The sequence below is a fragment of the Mycolicibacterium obuense genome, assembly GCF_055397605.1.
In genome coordinates this window covers 4,364,704-4,379,321 of sequence record NZ_AP043663.1, presented here as the reverse complement: position 1 = coordinate 4,379,321, position 14,618 = coordinate 4,364,704, and the positions used below count along the sequence as shown (strand labels likewise).

Genomic DNA, 14,618 nt, shown 5'->3' with positions numbered 1-14,618 from the left:
CTGGGGAAGCAGCTAGACCACGGGCACCGCTGGCCGGTACCCGTAGAAAAATCGCCGCTGCTGACAAAGCACTCAACGAGTGTGCCACTACGTGCGGTGGCTGCGCAAAGAGTGTCACTCTTCAGCGGTAGGTTTGAGACAGTATGTCGATCGTCAGCACTGAAACAGACGAGCTCCTTGACGGGCTCAACCCCCAGCAGCGCCAGGCCGTCCTGCACGAGGGCACGCCGCTGCTCATCGTCGCCGGAGCGGGCTCCGGCAAGACCGCGGTGCTCACCCGTCGCATCGCCTACCTGCTCGCGGCGCGTGAGGTCGGCGTCGGCCAGGTCCTCGCGATCACGTTCACCAACAAGGCCGCTGCCGAGATGCGTGAGCGCGTCGCGCAACTCGTCGGTCCGCGCGCCCGCAACATGTGGGTGTCCACGTTCCACTCGACCTGCGTGCGCATCCTGCGCAACCAGGCGTCGCTGCTGCCCGGGCTGAACTCGAACTTCTCGATCTACGACGCCGACGATTCCCGTCGTCTGCTGCTGATGATCGGCAAGGACATGGGCCTGGACACCAAGAAGTTCTCACCGCGGCTGCTGTCCAACGGCATCTCGAATCTGAAGAACGAGCTGATCAGACCCGAGCAGGCCGCGGCCGAGGCTTCCGAGGCGGCGGAGGATCTGGCCCGCATCATCGCCGAGGTCTACGCCGAATACCAGCGCCGTCTGCGCGCGGCCAACGCGCTGGACTTCGACGACCTGATCGGCGAGACGGTGGCCGTGCTGCAGGCGTTCCCGCAGATCGCGCAGTACTACCGGCGTCGCTTCCGGCACATCCTCGTCGACGAGTACCAGGACACCAACCACGCGCAGTACGTACTGGTGCGTGAGCTCGTCGGCACCGAAACGGTCGATGGGGTCGCGCCTGCGGAACTGTGCGTCGTCGGCGATGCCGACCAGTCGATCTACGCGTTCCGCGGTGCGACGATCCGCAACATCGAGGACTTCGAGCGCGACTATCCCAGCGCCACAACCATTCTGCTCGAACAGAACTACCGCTCCACGCAGACGATCCTCAACGCGGCCAACTCCGTCATCGCGCGCAACGCCGGGCGGCGGGAGAAGCGGCTGTGGACAGATGCCGGCGAAGGGGAGCTCATCGTCGGCTACGTCGCCGACAACGAACACGACGAGGCCCGCTTCGTCGCGCAGGAGATCGACGCACTCGCAGACAGCGTCAGCGACTTCTCGTACAACGACGTCGCGGTGTTCTATCGCACCAACAACTCCTCGCGTGCTCTCGAAGAGGTCTTCATCCGCGCCGGCATCCCGTACAAGGTCGTCGGCGGCGTGCGCTTCTACGAGCGCCGGGAGATCCGCGACGTCGTCGCTTACCTGCGGGTGCTCGACAACCCGGGTGACTCGGTCAGCATGCGGCGCATCCTGAACACCCCACGCCGCGGCATCGGGGACCGCGCCGAGGCGTGTGTGGCGGTGTACGCCGAGAACACCGGGGCGAGTTTCAACGACGCGCTCGTAGCGGCCGCCGAGGGCAAGGTGCCGATGCTCAACACCCGCGCGGAGAAGGCCATCGCCGGCTTCGTCGAGATGCTCGACGAACTGCGGGGCGGCCTCGACGGGGAACTCGGCGAGCTGGTCGAGTCGGTTCTCGACCGCACGGGCTATCGCGCCGAACTCGAGTCCTCCACCGATCCCCAGGATCTGGCCCGGCTCGACAACCTCAACGAATTGGTCAGCGTCGCTCACGAATTCAGCATCGATCTGGCCAACGCGCGGGCTCTCGCGGAGGAGGACGCCGAGCCCCAGGACGAAGACGTGCCCGACACCGGCGTGCTGGCCTCGTTCCTCGAACGGGTGTCGCTGGTGGCCGACGCCGACGACATCCCCGAACACGGGTCCGGTGTGGTGACGATGATGACGCTGCACACCGCGAAGGGACTCGAGTTCCCCGTCGTGTTCGTGACCGGATGGGAAGACGGCATGTTCCCGCACATGCGCGCCCTCGGTGACCCGGTCGAGCTCTCGGAGGAACGTCGGCTGGCCTACGTCGGCATCACGCGGGCCCGCCAGCGGCTCTACCTCACCCGGGCCAAGGTCCGTTCGTCGTGGGGCCAGCCGATGCTCAACCCGGAATCGCGCTTTCTCCGGGAGATTCCGCAAGAGCTGATCAATTGGCGCCGCGTCGAGGCACCGGCATCGCACTTCTCGGCGCCGGTGAGCGGGGCGGGCCGGTTCGGTACGCCGCGCCCGTCGCCCGCGCGCTCATCGGCAGGCAAGAGGCCGCTGCTTGTGCTCGAGCCCGGCGACCGCGTCACGCACGACAAGTACGGCCTCGGTCGCGTGGAGGAGGTGTCGGGCATGGGGGAGTCGGCGATGTCGCTGATCGACTTCGGCAGCGCCGGGCGCGTCAAGCTCATGCACAACCACGCACCCGTCAGCAAGCTCTAACCGGAGCGACCCCAGCGCGCCGTCTCCGGCAGCAGCGCCAGCACGATCGAGGCCACCGGCAGCACCGGCATGCCGTAGACGAGGGCAGGCAGTGCGGCGCCCGCGACGAACAACCCCGCGAAGATCAACAGCGCGACCGCTGCGCCGACGATCACTAGCAGCCTGCCCATCCGGCGCCGCAGCAGCAGCGCGATCAGCCCGCCGATGGTCGCGGCGGCGGAGATCGCGGCGAGGAAACCGATCGCCACACAGAACAGCGGGTCCGTCGCCGACCAACCCGAGATCAGATTGGTCGCGATGACCGCGGTCGCCCACCCGGACAGGATGCTGACGACGGCGGTCGCAATCGCCGACCTGGCGGGCACCCGCGGCGCGTGCGGCGGGCCGACTGCGATGGGCTGCGCTCGAGGCAGGTAGCCGGTGGCGGGCTCTGCTGCGGCGGGGAATTCACCGGTCGGGTGACGCCTGATGATCGACGTGGCCGGATCGGCCGATTCAGGGACGGGTTGCGAGCCGGTGTTCAGCGGTGCCCGGCGCAGGATCCGTGTCTCTGCGTCATCGTGTTGTTCGGGTCGGTCTGTGGGGTCGCTGGCCACTCAGCCAACGTAGCTGCCGGGGGACAGTCCCCGCTTGGCCAGCCACCCGACGGGATCGATCCGGTTGGAGCCGTCGAGAAGTACTTCGAAGTGCAGGTGGGGGCCGGTCGAGTTGCCTCGGTTGCCCATCGTGGCGATCTGGTCGCCGGCCATGACGCGCTCGCCGACGCTGACCAGCCACGTGTTGATGTGGCCGTACAGGGTCACGGTGCCGTCGGAATGCTTGATCTTGACCCATGCGCCGTAACCGGCGGTCGGGCCGACGTCGACGACGACACCGTCGGCGGCGGCCAGGATCGGGGTGCCGATGGAGTTCGCGATGTCGATGCCGCCGTGCAGCACGCCCCACCGGAAACCGAACCCGGAGGTCCACACTCCGCGTGTCGGCATCACGAACTGCGGGCGGGCCAGGCGCGCCTCACGTTCGGCACGCTCCTGCGCGAACGCGGCGGCCTTGGTGATCTCTTCGGCGTGGATGGCGGAGTTTGCTGCCGGTGTCACGGTGACGATCTGCATGCCATCCGTGGAACCGGTGACGACACCGGAGCCGCCCAGTGTCGTGGTGTCGGATGCGAGGACGGTTTCGGCAGGCTGCTTCTCCGCGGCGGTGGTCACGCTGTACGCCCCGGCGGCCGTGGCGCCGACGGCCATCGCAGCGACCATCAGCCGGCCCTTGACGGGAACCTCGGGTTTGCGGTGCTGCCCCGTGCGGCCGCGCATGTCGATGACGTCGGTGGTGGCCGTGCCGTCGCTGCGGTCGGTGTGGCTGTCGCGATAGGCGCGCGAGCTGCGCAACGAGCTGACATCAGAAGGCGATTCGGCGCGCGGTTCGGCTCGGAACTCGGCCGGAACCAGGCGCAGCGGCTGCAGATCGTCGGTGTCGAGCAGATCGTCCAGTTCGGGGGCGTGGATGACCTGGGTGTCGCGATCGAACACACCGTCCCCGGGGCAGTCCAGATCGTGAAGCTCGCCCAGGGCGCCGAACTCGTTGAACGGAATGATGTCCGTGACTTCAGTGGCTGCAGGTGCTGCGAGAGCCTCAGAGAAGCGAGGCGATCGATGCTGAGCCAACCTGAAAGGTCCTTAATCTGTCGTGTGCCGTCGTGATCAGACCGTTATCTAGACCACAGGACGTTAACCAAAATCCAATGCAAGTGCCAACCCGTGACTGTAATCCACTGTCGAATGTGACCTGAATCACGATTAGGGGCCCGGTGAGATCGACCACATGACAGGTAGGCGGTGCCAACTTCGGTTCGCGAGGTCGATACAGTCCCCCTGGAGCCCGTCGGGCACACACCTATAAGCCGCCGACAGACAGGGATGGTCTGAGAGTCCATGGACCTCTTCGAGTACCAAGCGAAAGAACTTTTCGCCAAGCACAACGTTCCCACCACGCCCGGCCGCGTCACCGACAGCGCCGAGGACGCGAAGGCCATCGCCGAGGAGATCGGTAAACCGGTCATGGTCAAGGCGCAGGTCAAGGTCGGCGGCCGCGGCAAGGCCGGTGGCGTGAAGTACGCCGCGACGCCCGACGACGCTTTCACCCACGCCCAGAACATCCTCGGCCTCGACATCAAGGGCCACGTCGTCAAGAAGTTGTTGGTGGCCGAGGCCAGCGACATCGCCGAGGAGTACTACATCTCCTTCCTGCTCGATCGTTCCAACCGCACCTACCTGGCCATGTGCTCGGTCGAGGGGGGGATGGAGATCGAAGAGGTCGCCGCGACCAAGCCCGACCGCCTGGCCAAGGTGCCCGTCGACGCCGTCAAGGGTGTCGACCTGGCTTTCGCCCGTGAGATCGCCGAGAAGGGCCACCTGCCCGCCGAGGTTCTCGACGCCGCGGCTGTGACCATCCAGAAGCTGTGGGAGGTCTTCACCGGCGAGGACGCCACCCTGGTGGAGGTCAACCCGCTGGTGCGTACGCCTGACGACCAGATCCTCGCGCTCGACGGCAAGGTCACCCTGGACGCCAACGCCGACTTCCGCCAGCCCGGCCACGCGGAGTTCGAGGACAAGGACGCCACTGATCCGCTCGAGCTCAAGGCCAAGGAGAACGACCTCAACTACGTCAAGCTCGACGGTGAGGTCGGCATCATCGGCAACGGCGCGGGTCTGGTCATGTCGACCCTCGACGTCGTCGCCTACGCCGGCGAGAAGCACGGCAACGTCAAGCCTGCGAACTTCCTCGACATCGGTGGCGGTGCCTCGGCGGAGGTGATGGCCAACGGGCTCGACGTCATCCTGGGCGACAGCCAGGTCAAGAGCGTCTTCGTCAACGTCTTCGGCGGCATCACCGCCTGCGACGCGGTCGCCAACGGCATCGTCAAGGCGCTGGAGATCCTCGGCGACGAGGCCAACAAGCCGCTCGTCGTGCGTCTGGACGGCAACAACGTTGACGAGGGCCGCCGGATTCTCGCCGAGGCCAATCACCCCCTGGTCATCCAGGCCGAGACCATGGACGCCGGCGCCGACAAGGCCGCCGAGCTGGCGAACAAGTAAGGGACACACACGATGTCGATCTTTTTGAACAAGGACAGCAAGGTCATCGTCCAGGGCATCACCGGTGGCGAGGGCACCAAGCACACCAAATTGATGCTCAAGGCCGGCACCCAGGTCGTCGGCGGCGTCAATGCGCGCAAGGCGGGCACCACTGTGTCCCATGTGGACAAGGACGGCGATGACATCGAGTTGCCGGTGTTCGGTTCGGTGGCCGAGGCGATGAAGGAGACCGGCGCCGACGTGTCGATCGCCTTCGTGCCGCCGGCCTTCTCGAAGGACGCCATCATCGAGGCCATCGACGCCGAGATCCCGCTGCTGGTTGTCATCACCGAGGGAATCCCGGTGCAGGACAGCGCTTACGCGTGGGCCTACAACGTGGAGAAGGGGGAGAAGACCCGGATCATCGGGCCCAACTGCCCCGGCATCATCACTCCGGGCGAGTCGCTGGTCGGCATCACGCCGAACAACATCACCGGCAAGGGCCCGATCGGGCTGGTGTCGAAGTCGGGCACGCTGACCTACCAGATGATGTACGAGCTGCGCGATCTCGGCTTCTCGACTGCGATCGGCATCGGCGGCGACCCGGTCATCGGCACCACCCACATCGACGCCCTCGAGGCATTCGAGAAGGATCCCGAGACCAAGCTCATCGTCATGATCGGCGAGATCGGCGGCGACGCCGAGGAGAAGGCGGGCGCCTACATCAAGGCCAACGTCACCAAGCCCGTCGTCGGCTACGTCGCCGGCTTCACCGCACCCGAGGGCAAGACCATGGGCCACGCGGGCGCCATCGTCTCCGACGGTGCGGGCACCGCACAGGGCAAGAAGGAAGCCCTCGAGGCCGCGGGCGTCAAGGTCGGCAAGACGCCGTCCGAGACCGCCAAGCTGGCCCGGGAGATCTTCGAAACCCTGTAGCCCCAGCACGCCGAGACTGCGGCCAGATCGCCATCCTTCGGGAATCGGCGATCTGGCCGCAGTGTCGTTCGGGGCGTCAGGCGGTCATCAGGGCGAGGAGGTCGAACACCACGGTGGCCGCGGCGATCGACGTGATCTCGGCGTGGTCGTAGGCGGGGGACACCTCGACGACGTCGGCGCCGACGAGGTTGAGGCCGTGCAGGTTTCGCAGCATGCGCAGCAGTTCGCGGGCCGTGAGTCCGCCGGACTCCGGCGTACCGGTGCCCGGCGCGAAGGCGGGATCCAGGACGTCGATGTCGATGGACAGATAGACGGGCACGTCTCCGACGCGGCGCCTGACGGCGTCGACCGCCGCGTCGACCCCCATCACGTCGAGGTCGCCTGCGCGGATCGTGCGAAACCCCATACGGGCGTCTTCGTTCAGGTCGATGCGGTCGTACACCGGCCCGCGGATGCCGACGTGGATCGAGTGATCGGGAACCAGCAGTCCCTCCTCGAACGCACGCCGAAAGATCGTGCCGTGCGTGACCGGGGCGTCGAAGTAGGTGTCCCAGGTGTCGAGGTGTGCGTCGAAATGGACCAGGGCCAGCGGACCGTGCACGCCGTGCAGCGCACGGAGTGCGGGCAGCGCGATCGTGTGGTCGCCGCCGATCGCCACCACCCGTCGCTCCCGTGCACCGATCACCTCGCGCATGTGCTGCTGGATCTGGCGGCAGGCCTCGTCGATGTCGAAGGGCGTCACGGTGATGTCTCCGGCGTCGACGATCTGTACCTCCTGCAGTGGCGTCACCCCCAATTCGACGTGGTAACCGGGGCGCAGGGTTCGCGCAGCCTGTCGAACGGCCATGGGACCGAAGCGGGCACCCGGACGGTAGGAGGTTCCGCCGTCGAAAGGCACTCCGAGCACGGCGATCTCGTAGTCGGTCACCTCACCGATGTCGGCGATCCTGGCGAAGGTCGACTTGCCGGCGTACCGCGGCACCACAGTCGAGGGAATCGCCCCCAGGGGCGGCTGCTCGGCGCCGGTCTCGGGCGGGTTCACCGGCGGCCGGTCGGGCGGACGTCGACGTCGGGGAATGCGGGCACCTCGAACCGGGTGTGCAGATAGGTTTCCGTGCACGCCTCCTGGGCGTGTGCGGCGATGTCACTCATGGTGGTCACCCACATTCCGTCCATGCTGCGCACGTTCTCGATGAGGCGTTCCAGCGCAACGGCTTTGGAGGGTCGACCTGAGATGAACGGATGGTTGGTGAGCACGAAGCAGCCCCCCTCGAGGTGGTGGGCCTCCGCCTCGAGGGTCCACATCTCGAGAACCTTTGCCGGACTCTCGATGACACCGCTTCCAGTCACCCCGGGGTAGAAGGCGTACTGCTCCCAGTCGTCGAGGGCCCAGTCGACAGGGATCTCGATGAGCGTCTCGGCGGAGTCGGGCGCCACCGCGAACCGGTAGGGCTTGTCGCCGTCGAGAAGACTCGAGTCGTAGAGGAAGCCACGTTCGGCCAGCAGTGCCGGTGTGTGCCAGTTGGTTTCCCACCATGGGGCGCGATACCCGACGGGGCGGATACCGGCCACCCGTTCGAGGGCGTCGAGTCCGCGGTCGAGGTAGCGCGCCTCGGTGGCGGCGTCGATACCCTGCATCGGTTCGTGCAGATAGCCGTGGTGGGCGATCTCATGGCCACTGTCGACGATCGCCCGGACGGTGTCGGGGTAGCAATCGGCCGTGAAGCCCGGCACGAAGAAGGTGGCCCGGATGTCGTGGCGGGCCAGCAGTCTCAGGAGCCGTGGCACGGCGACCCTGGGTCCGTAGGACTGGTGGCTCATCAGCGACATCCGGCTCGCCGCACCCGGATCATGGGCCAGCACACAGGATTCGGCGTCGACGTCGAACGTGAACGCCGCTGCCGCTCGGTAACCCTGCGGCCAGCCGAGGTCGTCGCGTCGGACGGTGGTGGGCATGGGGGCCGGGCTGGTCACAGGGCGCTTCCCTCTGCGGTCTGGACGGGTGGCGCAGCGACGGCTGTCTCGGCGCGGCGCCGGTAGGCCCGAGGGCCGAACACCGCGTACAGGCCGCCAGCGATCAGGCCGCCCGCCAGCCACGACAGATCGAGTCCGCCCATCGCCCTGGACCCGAAGCCCTGCATGACCGGTAGCGAGCCGTACATGAACATCCAGGTGCCGACGATGCCCGCGACGAAGCAGCCCATGGTCGTCCAGTTGACGTCGGGCAGACTGCGGGAGCCGACCGGGTCGAACAGGCGCTGCGCGTCGAGGCTGCTGCGTTCGATGACGAAGTAGTGGACACCCATGATGCCCGCCCAGCTGGCGATCCAGGCCACGATCGCGCCGAGCCAGGTGCTGAGCACCGTGGCGAGGCTGGACTGGAAGACGAAGAAGACCACGACGACGAGCGCGAAGGCGCCGACGAGCAGATTCAGTGTGCGTCGGGACAGCTTCACGTCCAGTGCCTGGGTAGCGACCGAGAACGTGTAGATGTTGAGGATGTTGGTCGCGATCGGGCCGTGGATCACCAGGAACAGCACGGGCAGGGCGAGTGATCCGAAGTTCGACACGATCAGTTCGCCGGGATCGACATCACCGTTGGTGGTGGCCAGGCTGGCGCCGAGCACGCCGAGCCAGACCACGGGGATGAACTGGCCCAGGGTGCTCGCCAGATAGAGCTTGCGCGGCGGCACCTTGGTGCTGACGAACCGTGAGTAGTCGCACGCGTAGGTGAACCACGTGATGCCCCAACCGATTCCGATGACCGTCATCACCGCCGACATCGCCGCGATGCGTTCCGTGCCCTGGAGGACGTTTCCGTCGGGGCCGGCGTAGGACCAATCGATCGGGAGGTGGAACCACGCGACGGCCGACATCAGGATCAGTACGGCCAGCGTGGGCGGAACCGTCCAGCGCTCGAACGTCGCGATCGCGCGATAGCCGAGCCACGCGATCGTGACCTGGATGCCCATGATCACTGCCGCGACGGCGACCTTGGCCGCGATGTTCGGCGCCGCCGGATCGACCAGGTGCAGTTGCCCGAGTAACGCCATGACCAGGTCCAGGATGATCCAGGTGTTCACCGCACACCATCCGATCGCGAGGGCGGCCTGGATGGCGGCCGGTACGTAGGCGCCGCGGCGGCCGAACGCAGCGCGGGAGAGCACCATCCCGGTCACGCCTGTGCGCTGGCCGATCAGGACGAAGACGCCGAACAGCGCCATGCCGACGATGTTGCCGACGATCAGCGCGATCAGCGTGTCGCGCAGCCCCAGGCCGAGGCCGATCCCCAGTGCGCCGAGCACCCAGTTGATCGGAGCGATGTTGGCGCCGGCCCAGATCCAGAATTGTCCGGAGACGCGCGAGGTGCGCACCGACTCGGGGATCGGCTGCAATACGTCTTCGATCTGATGGATGTCCCCGGATCCGGGGATGTCGGCGCTCCGGCCCTGGAGCTCGACGGGCACGGGTTGCTCTGTGCTCATGAACGTTCCTTCGGGTGTCGGCGACCCAACCGGTGGAGAATAGTTGCGTCTAATGCAACAGCGATGCACTGATTCAGAACCTAATGTGGGGCCTACCACCTGTCAACACGAACCGGATATTGGTTGGTTCAGGTGCAGTTGTCACAAAAAACATCGTTAACACCGTTTTTACATGTAGCCAATCCGCGTGGTCATGCCGCCCCGAAACCTGCGTGTGTTGACTTGAATGCAACACTGTTGCACTGTGTGGGGACCGGGTGTCACGCCCCGGCCGTCGACGATTGAGAGGAACACTGATGAACCTGGAGCGCCTCAAGCGGATCCCCAACGGTGACAAGGTCACCCCCACGTTCAGCGCCGCGGAGATGGAGTCGCGGCTGACGACCCTGCGCAAGCAGATGGCCGACGACGGCCTGGCTGCGGTGATCTTCACCAGCTACCACAACATCAACTACTACTCGGATTTCCTCTACACGGCGTTCGGTCGGCCGTACGCACTGGTGGTGACCGAGGAGAGTGCGACCACCGTGTCGGCCAACATCGATGCCGGCATGCCGTGGCGGCGCACCTTCGGTGACAACCTCGTCTACACCGACTGGCGGCGCGACAACTTCGAATACGGCGTTGCGCAGGTGCTCGCCGAGCACGGCATCACCGAGGGCCGTGTCGGCGTCGAGAACGACCACATCAACCCCGATCTGCTCGCGCGGATCATGGGCGCGCTGCCCCGGATGCAGGCTGTCGATGTGGCCGCGGCGACCATGCGACTGCGAATGATCAAGTCGGCCGAGGAGATCGAACTCATCACCCACGGCGCCCGGATCGCCGACCTCGGTGGTGCGGCGGTGCGCGAGGCAATCGCCGAGGGGGTACCGGAATACGAGGTCGCCATCGCTGGGTCCAACGCGATGATCCGCGAGATCGCACGCACCTTCCCGCACGCCGAGTTGCGCGACACCTGGGTGTGGTTCCAGTCGGGGATCAACACCGACGGCGCGCACAACTGGGCGACCAGCCGCACCGTTGCACGCGGAGACATCCTGTCGCTCAACTGCTTTCCGATGATCGCGGGTTACTACACCGCACTCGAACGCACCCTGTTCTATGGTCGGCCGTCCGCGGAGCACCTGCGGCTGTGGGAGGTCAACGTCGCCGTGCACCGCCGCGGGCTCGAGCTGATCAAGCCCGGCGCGGTGTGCAAGGACATCTGCGCCGAACTGAACGAGATCTACGAGGCGGAGGGCCTGATGCCGAACCGCACATTCGGCTACGGCCACTCGTTCGGCGTGCTGTCGCACTACTACGGGCGAGAAGCCGGCCTCGAGCTGCGCGAGGACATCGACACCGTGCTCCAGCCCGGCATGGTGGTCTCCATGGAACCGATGATCATGATCCCGGAGGGGCAGCCCGGTGCCGGCGGCTACCGCGAACACGACATTCTCGTCATCGGCGAGGACGGCGCGGAGAACATCACGAAGTTCCCCTTCGGTCCCGAGCACAACATCATCGACGCGTGAGCACAGCGCCGGGTTCCGGTCAGACGGGACCCGGCCGACGCGTCGGTCACAATGACATCGGCGACAGAAGGCGAAGGGGTGGTGGTCGTGAGTACCGACGACGGTGGCGTGCTCTCGGCGGAGCGCAACGGCTCACCGGAGCGCAACAGCGATGCCCGATCCTCCTCCGTGCTGCTCAACGGCCTGCGCGTTCTCGAATCCTTCTCCATCGCCGAACCGGTACTCGGTGTCACCGAAATCGCCCGCAAGGTCGATCTGCACAAGAGCAGCGTCTCGCGCATCCTCGCCACTCTCGAGAAGGCGGGTTACGTCGAGCGCGACGAGGGCACGGGTCGCTTCCGACTGGGCCTCGGTCTGATCGCGCTGACCGGACCTCTGCTGGCCAACCTCGACGTTCGCCGTCTCGCGCACTCGGAACTCGATCAACTCACCCGTCGGACCGGCGAAACGAGTGCCCTGACGATGTGGAACGGGAACGAGGCGGTGGTCGTCGACCAGGTGTCCAGCCCCAAGCAGGTCAAGCACACCGCTGCGGTAGGTACCCGCTACGACACCTACCAGAGTTCTTCTGTGCAAGTGTTTCTCGCCGAGATGCCTGCCGCCGAGGTGCGCAGGCTCTTCGACCGACGTCTCCTCGTCGGTCCCGTCGACGATGCAGTCGACGCCCTGCTCGACGAATTGCGCGAGGCCCGCACCAGGGGTTACGCGCTGAATGACGGCCTCACCTCCATCGAGGAGGTCGGCATCGCGGCGCCCGTGCACGACCACCGCGGAGAGCTCGTCGCCGCGATCGTGCTGTCGGCGCCGCGATTCCGCGTGCCGGCGCCGATGCTCGAGCCACTCGGGCTGGCAGTCGCCGACGCTGCGGGCAGGATCTCGGCACGCCTGGGCGCGGTCACCTCCTGACCGCACGCGCAAGGTGCTCCCAGCTCGGCACGTTTTGGTGACCTGTAACCCGTTCTATTAGCCTCTCGAATTAACACCCGTCAGGAGGCTTGTATGCCGGTTGATCCGCGAACCCCGATCCTGGTCGGCGTCGGTCAGTTCACCGAACGCATCGACGACCCCGGCTACCGCGGTATGTCGGCCGTCGAGCTGGCGACCGAGGCCGCACGGGCCGCCCTGGCCGACACCGGTGCCGACGCATCGTCGGTGGCGGGAGCCATCGACACGGTCTTCGGGATGCGGCAGTTCGAGATCTCGGGTCCGATGCCGGCCACGCTCGGCAAGTCGAACAACTACCCACGGTCGGTGATGCAGCGCCTCGGCGGGAACCCGGCGCGCGTCGTGCTCGAACCCGTGGGCGGGCAGGGGCCCCAGAAGCTGGTGGCTGAGGCCGGCGCGGCCATCGTCGTAGGGGACGCCGACGTGGTGATGATCATGGGATCGGAACCGGGGTCGACGGCCAAGTACTTCGCCGACCGCGACGACAAACCGGACTTCACCGAACACGTCGAGGGTCAGCTCGAGGACCGTGGGCACGGGATCTACAGCTACATCGACGAATACACCGTGACGCACGGATTGACCGGCGCGCCGGTGCAATACGGGCTACTTGACAACGCCCGCCGGGCCCGGCTGGGACTGGGTGTTCAGGAGTACCGCCACGCCATGGCCGAGCTGTTCGCGCCGATGTCGAAAGTGGCTGCGAAGAACCCGTTCTCGTCGTCTCCGGTCGAGCGCTCGGTCGAGGAGATCGAGACCGTCACCGACGACAACCGGATGATCTGCGATCCCTATCCGCGCTATCTCGTCGCTCGTGACACCGTGAACCAGGGTGCCGCGCTGCTCATGATGTCGGTCGAGGCGGCCCGTCGTCACGGTGTGCCGCAGGACAAGTGGGTGTTCGTGCACGGGCATTCGGACCTGGTCGAGCAGGCTCTGCTGAGCCGGGTGGACATGGGCGCCAGCCCGGCAGCCGTTCACGCGGTCCAGGAGGCGCTGCGGGTGGCAGGGCTCGGCGTCGGTGACATCGCCACGTTCGATCTGTACAGCTGCTTCCCGTTCCCGGTGTTCGTGGCGAGCGAGGCCCTCGGAGTGTCCGGCGACGATCCTCGCGGATTGACCCTCACCGGGGGACTGCCGTACTTCGGCGGACCGGGCAACAGCTACTCGGCTCACGCGATCGCCGAAACTGTCGCCCAGATGCGGGATGCGCCAGGTGACTTCGGATTCGTCGGCGCCAACGGCGGCATCATGAGCAAGTACTCGGTCGGCATCTACTCGACCGAACCCGTCGAATGGCGTTCGTCGCGCAGCGCGGAACTCACCGAGCGGGTAGCCGCGCTGCCGACGGTTCCGGTGACCAAGCAGCCGGAGGGGTCGGGCGTGGTCGAGACGTACTCGGTGCGCTACGACTGGCCGGTGCGCACCGGCATCATCGTCGGGCGTCTCGACGCCGACGGTTCCCGCTTCATGGCGACCACGACTGACGACGAGCTGGTTGCCTTGATGGCCGATGCTGACCCGCTGGGCGCGAAAGTCGTTGTGACGTCGACGGACAACGGAAACAGAGCGGTTCTGCGCTAGAACAGCGTGGTGGCGGTCGGGGTGAGGACGAAGCCGTGGTCGCCGACGATGCAGGCCGTCAGACCGGCCGTCCCGACAGCGCAGACGGCTATCCCTTTGGCTGCCTGAACTTTGTGGGAGGGCTCCAGGACGGGAGGTGGACTCTGCCGAGCGGCGGCGAGATCTGGGTCGTCCGGGACTGGTTCGACTGTTGCAGCCTCAGACGCATGGGCAGACACGGACCAGTCGCCAGGTCCTTGTGCGGGAATGGCTCCGCGACAGCCGATCTGCTCGTACTCCACATCGGGGTAAGCATTGCTTCCGCATATCAGTCCGCCGGCAGTCGAAAACGAAAACCCCTGCACTCTCGGGACATTCACCTGCTCGTACCGACCCGACGTGTCCTCCGTGAATTGTGAGAGGTCCGGGAAGTCCACACCGGTCGGCGGCGATGCGCTCTTCGATGTCAATGGCGACGATGTCGACACAGGCGTCGCAGGCTCGTGTTTGTCCTGCGCGCACCCCGCGATCAGGGCTGCCGTGATTACCAGACCACCGGCGACGTGACGATTGATCGACATCCCGTCTCCCTTTCCATCGATTGTGCAGCCGTGAGTCGCGGCGACTTCTGCTCTGCCA

General features: G+C 66.3%; 12 protein-coding genes. 6 read left to right on the top strand and 6 right to left on the bottom strand.

The window, feature by feature from the left end:
* Positions 1-143: 143 nt before the first annotated feature.
* Positions 144-2,456, top strand: coding sequence for a DNA helicase PcrA (gene pcrA / locus ACZ50N_RS20940; protein WP_464473672.1), 2,313 nt, complete (start codon positions 144-146; stop codon positions 2,454-2,456).
* Here the strand turns inward: pcrA and ACZ50N_RS20935 are convergent.
* Both ACZ50N_RS20935 and ACZ50N_RS20930 read right to left on the bottom strand, forming a co-directional pair.
* Positions 2,453-3,052 carry a hypothetical protein gene (locus ACZ50N_RS20935; RefSeq protein ID WP_048423999.1) on the bottom strand — a complete coding sequence of 200 codons (600 nt, stop codon included), beginning with the start codon at positions 3,050-3,052 and terminating at the stop codon, positions 2,453-2,455. The two genes, pcrA and ACZ50N_RS20935, sit on opposite strands and share 4 nt — an antisense overlap.
* A complete protein-coding gene (locus ACZ50N_RS20930) occupies positions 3,053-4,123 on the bottom strand; it encodes a M23 family metallopeptidase (protein WP_046364470.1) in 1,071 nt (356 codons plus the stop codon). It lies immediately after the preceding gene.
* Positions 4,124-4,390: 267 nt separating this feature from the next.
* Between ACZ50N_RS20930 and sucC the strand changes: the two genes are divergently transcribed.
* A complete protein-coding gene (gene sucC, locus ACZ50N_RS20925) occupies positions 4,391-5,554 on the top strand; it encodes an ADP-forming succinate--CoA ligase subunit beta (protein WP_046364471.1) in 1,164 nt (387 codons plus the stop codon).
* Positions 5,555-5,566: 12 nt separating this feature from the next.
* Positions 5,567-6,469, top strand: coding sequence for a succinate--CoA ligase subunit alpha (sucD, locus tag ACZ50N_RS20920; RefSeq protein ID WP_464473671.1), 903 nt, complete (start codon positions 5,567-5,569; stop codon positions 6,467-6,469).
* A gap of 76 nt (positions 6,470-6,545) precedes the next feature.
* Here sucD and speB read toward each other — a convergent pair whose 3' ends face one another.
* The 3 genes from speB to ACZ50N_RS20905 are packed head-to-tail and all read right to left on the bottom strand — an operon-like array spanning position 6,546 to position 9,954.
* Entirely contained in the window at positions 6,546-7,511 is a 966-nt protein-coding gene (speB, locus tag ACZ50N_RS20915) for an agmatinase (RefSeq protein ID WP_048423997.1), read from the bottom strand.
* Positions 7,508-8,425: a polysaccharide deacetylase family protein gene (locus ACZ50N_RS20910; protein WP_464473670.1), complete on the bottom strand. Its 918-nt coding sequence runs from the start codon at positions 8,423-8,425 to the stop codon at positions 7,508-7,510. Before ACZ50N_RS20910 ends, speB begins: the two co-directional genes overlap by 4 nt.
* 14 nt (positions 8,426-8,439) lie before the next feature.
* A complete protein-coding gene (locus ACZ50N_RS20905) occupies positions 8,440-9,954 on the bottom strand; it encodes a purine-cytosine permease family protein (RefSeq protein ID WP_464470083.1) in 1,515 nt (504 codons plus the stop codon).
* Positions 9,955-10,250: 296 nt separating this feature from the next.
* On the opposite strand from ACZ50N_RS20905, the gene ACZ50N_RS20900 reads away from it, so the two are divergent.
* From ACZ50N_RS20900 to ACZ50N_RS20890, 3 genes are all read left to right on the top strand, one after another.
* Complete coding sequence (locus ACZ50N_RS20900; RefSeq protein WP_464473669.1) at positions 10,251-11,471, top strand: M24 family metallopeptidase; 1,221 nt, start codon at positions 10,251-10,253, stop codon at positions 11,469-11,471.
* 87 nt (positions 11,472-11,558) lie between these two features.
* Positions 11,559-12,377 (top strand): IclR family transcriptional regulator, encoded by an 819-nt coding sequence (locus ACZ50N_RS20895; protein WP_464473668.1) that lies wholly within the window; start codon positions 11,559-11,561, stop codon positions 12,375-12,377.
* A gap of 93 nt (positions 12,378-12,470) precedes the next feature.
* A complete protein-coding gene (locus tag ACZ50N_RS20890) occupies positions 12,471-14,000 on the top strand; it encodes an acetyl-CoA acetyltransferase (RefSeq protein WP_464473667.1) in 1,530 nt (509 codons plus the stop codon).
* Here ACZ50N_RS20890 and ACZ50N_RS20885 read toward each other — a convergent pair.
* Positions 13,997-14,560, bottom strand: a complete 564-nt coding sequence (locus ACZ50N_RS20885) for a hypothetical protein (protein WP_464473666.1) — start codon at positions 14,558-14,560, stop codon at positions 13,997-13,999. The genes ACZ50N_RS20890 and ACZ50N_RS20885 overlap by 4 nt on opposite strands.
* Between the last annotated feature and the right edge of the window lie 58 nt (positions 14,561-14,618).

Excerpts from the sequence above, each read along its gene's own strand:
- pcrA (WP_464473672.1), top strand. The coding sequence starts at position 144 with ATGTCGATCGTCAGCACTGAAACAGACGAGCTCCTTGACGGGCTCAAC.
- sucC (WP_046364471.1), top strand. The coding sequence starts at position 4,391 with ATGGACCTCTTCGAGTACCAAGCGAAAGAACTTTTCGCCAAGCACAAC.
- sucD (WP_464473671.1), top strand. The coding sequence starts at position 5,567 with ATGTCGATCTTTTTGAACAAGGACAGCAAGGTCATCGTCCAGGGCATC.
- ACZ50N_RS20910 (WP_464473670.1), bottom strand. The coding sequence starts at position 8,425 with ATGCCCACCACCGTCCGACGCGACGACCTCGGCTGGCCGCAGGGTTAC.
- ACZ50N_RS20905 (WP_464470083.1), bottom strand. The coding sequence starts at position 9,954 with ATGAGCACAGAGCAACCCGTGCCCGTCGAGCTCCAGGGCCGGAGCGCC.
- ACZ50N_RS20900 (WP_464473669.1), top strand. The coding sequence starts at position 10,251 with ATGAACCTGGAGCGCCTCAAGCGGATCCCCAACGGTGACAAGGTCACC.
- ACZ50N_RS20890 (WP_464473667.1), top strand. The coding sequence starts at position 12,471 with ATGCCGGTTGATCCGCGAACCCCGATCCTGGTCGGCGTCGGTCAGTTC.
- ACZ50N_RS20885 (WP_464473666.1), bottom strand. The coding sequence starts at position 14,560 with ATGTCGATCAATCGTCACGTCGCCGGTGGTCTGGTAATCACGGCAGCC.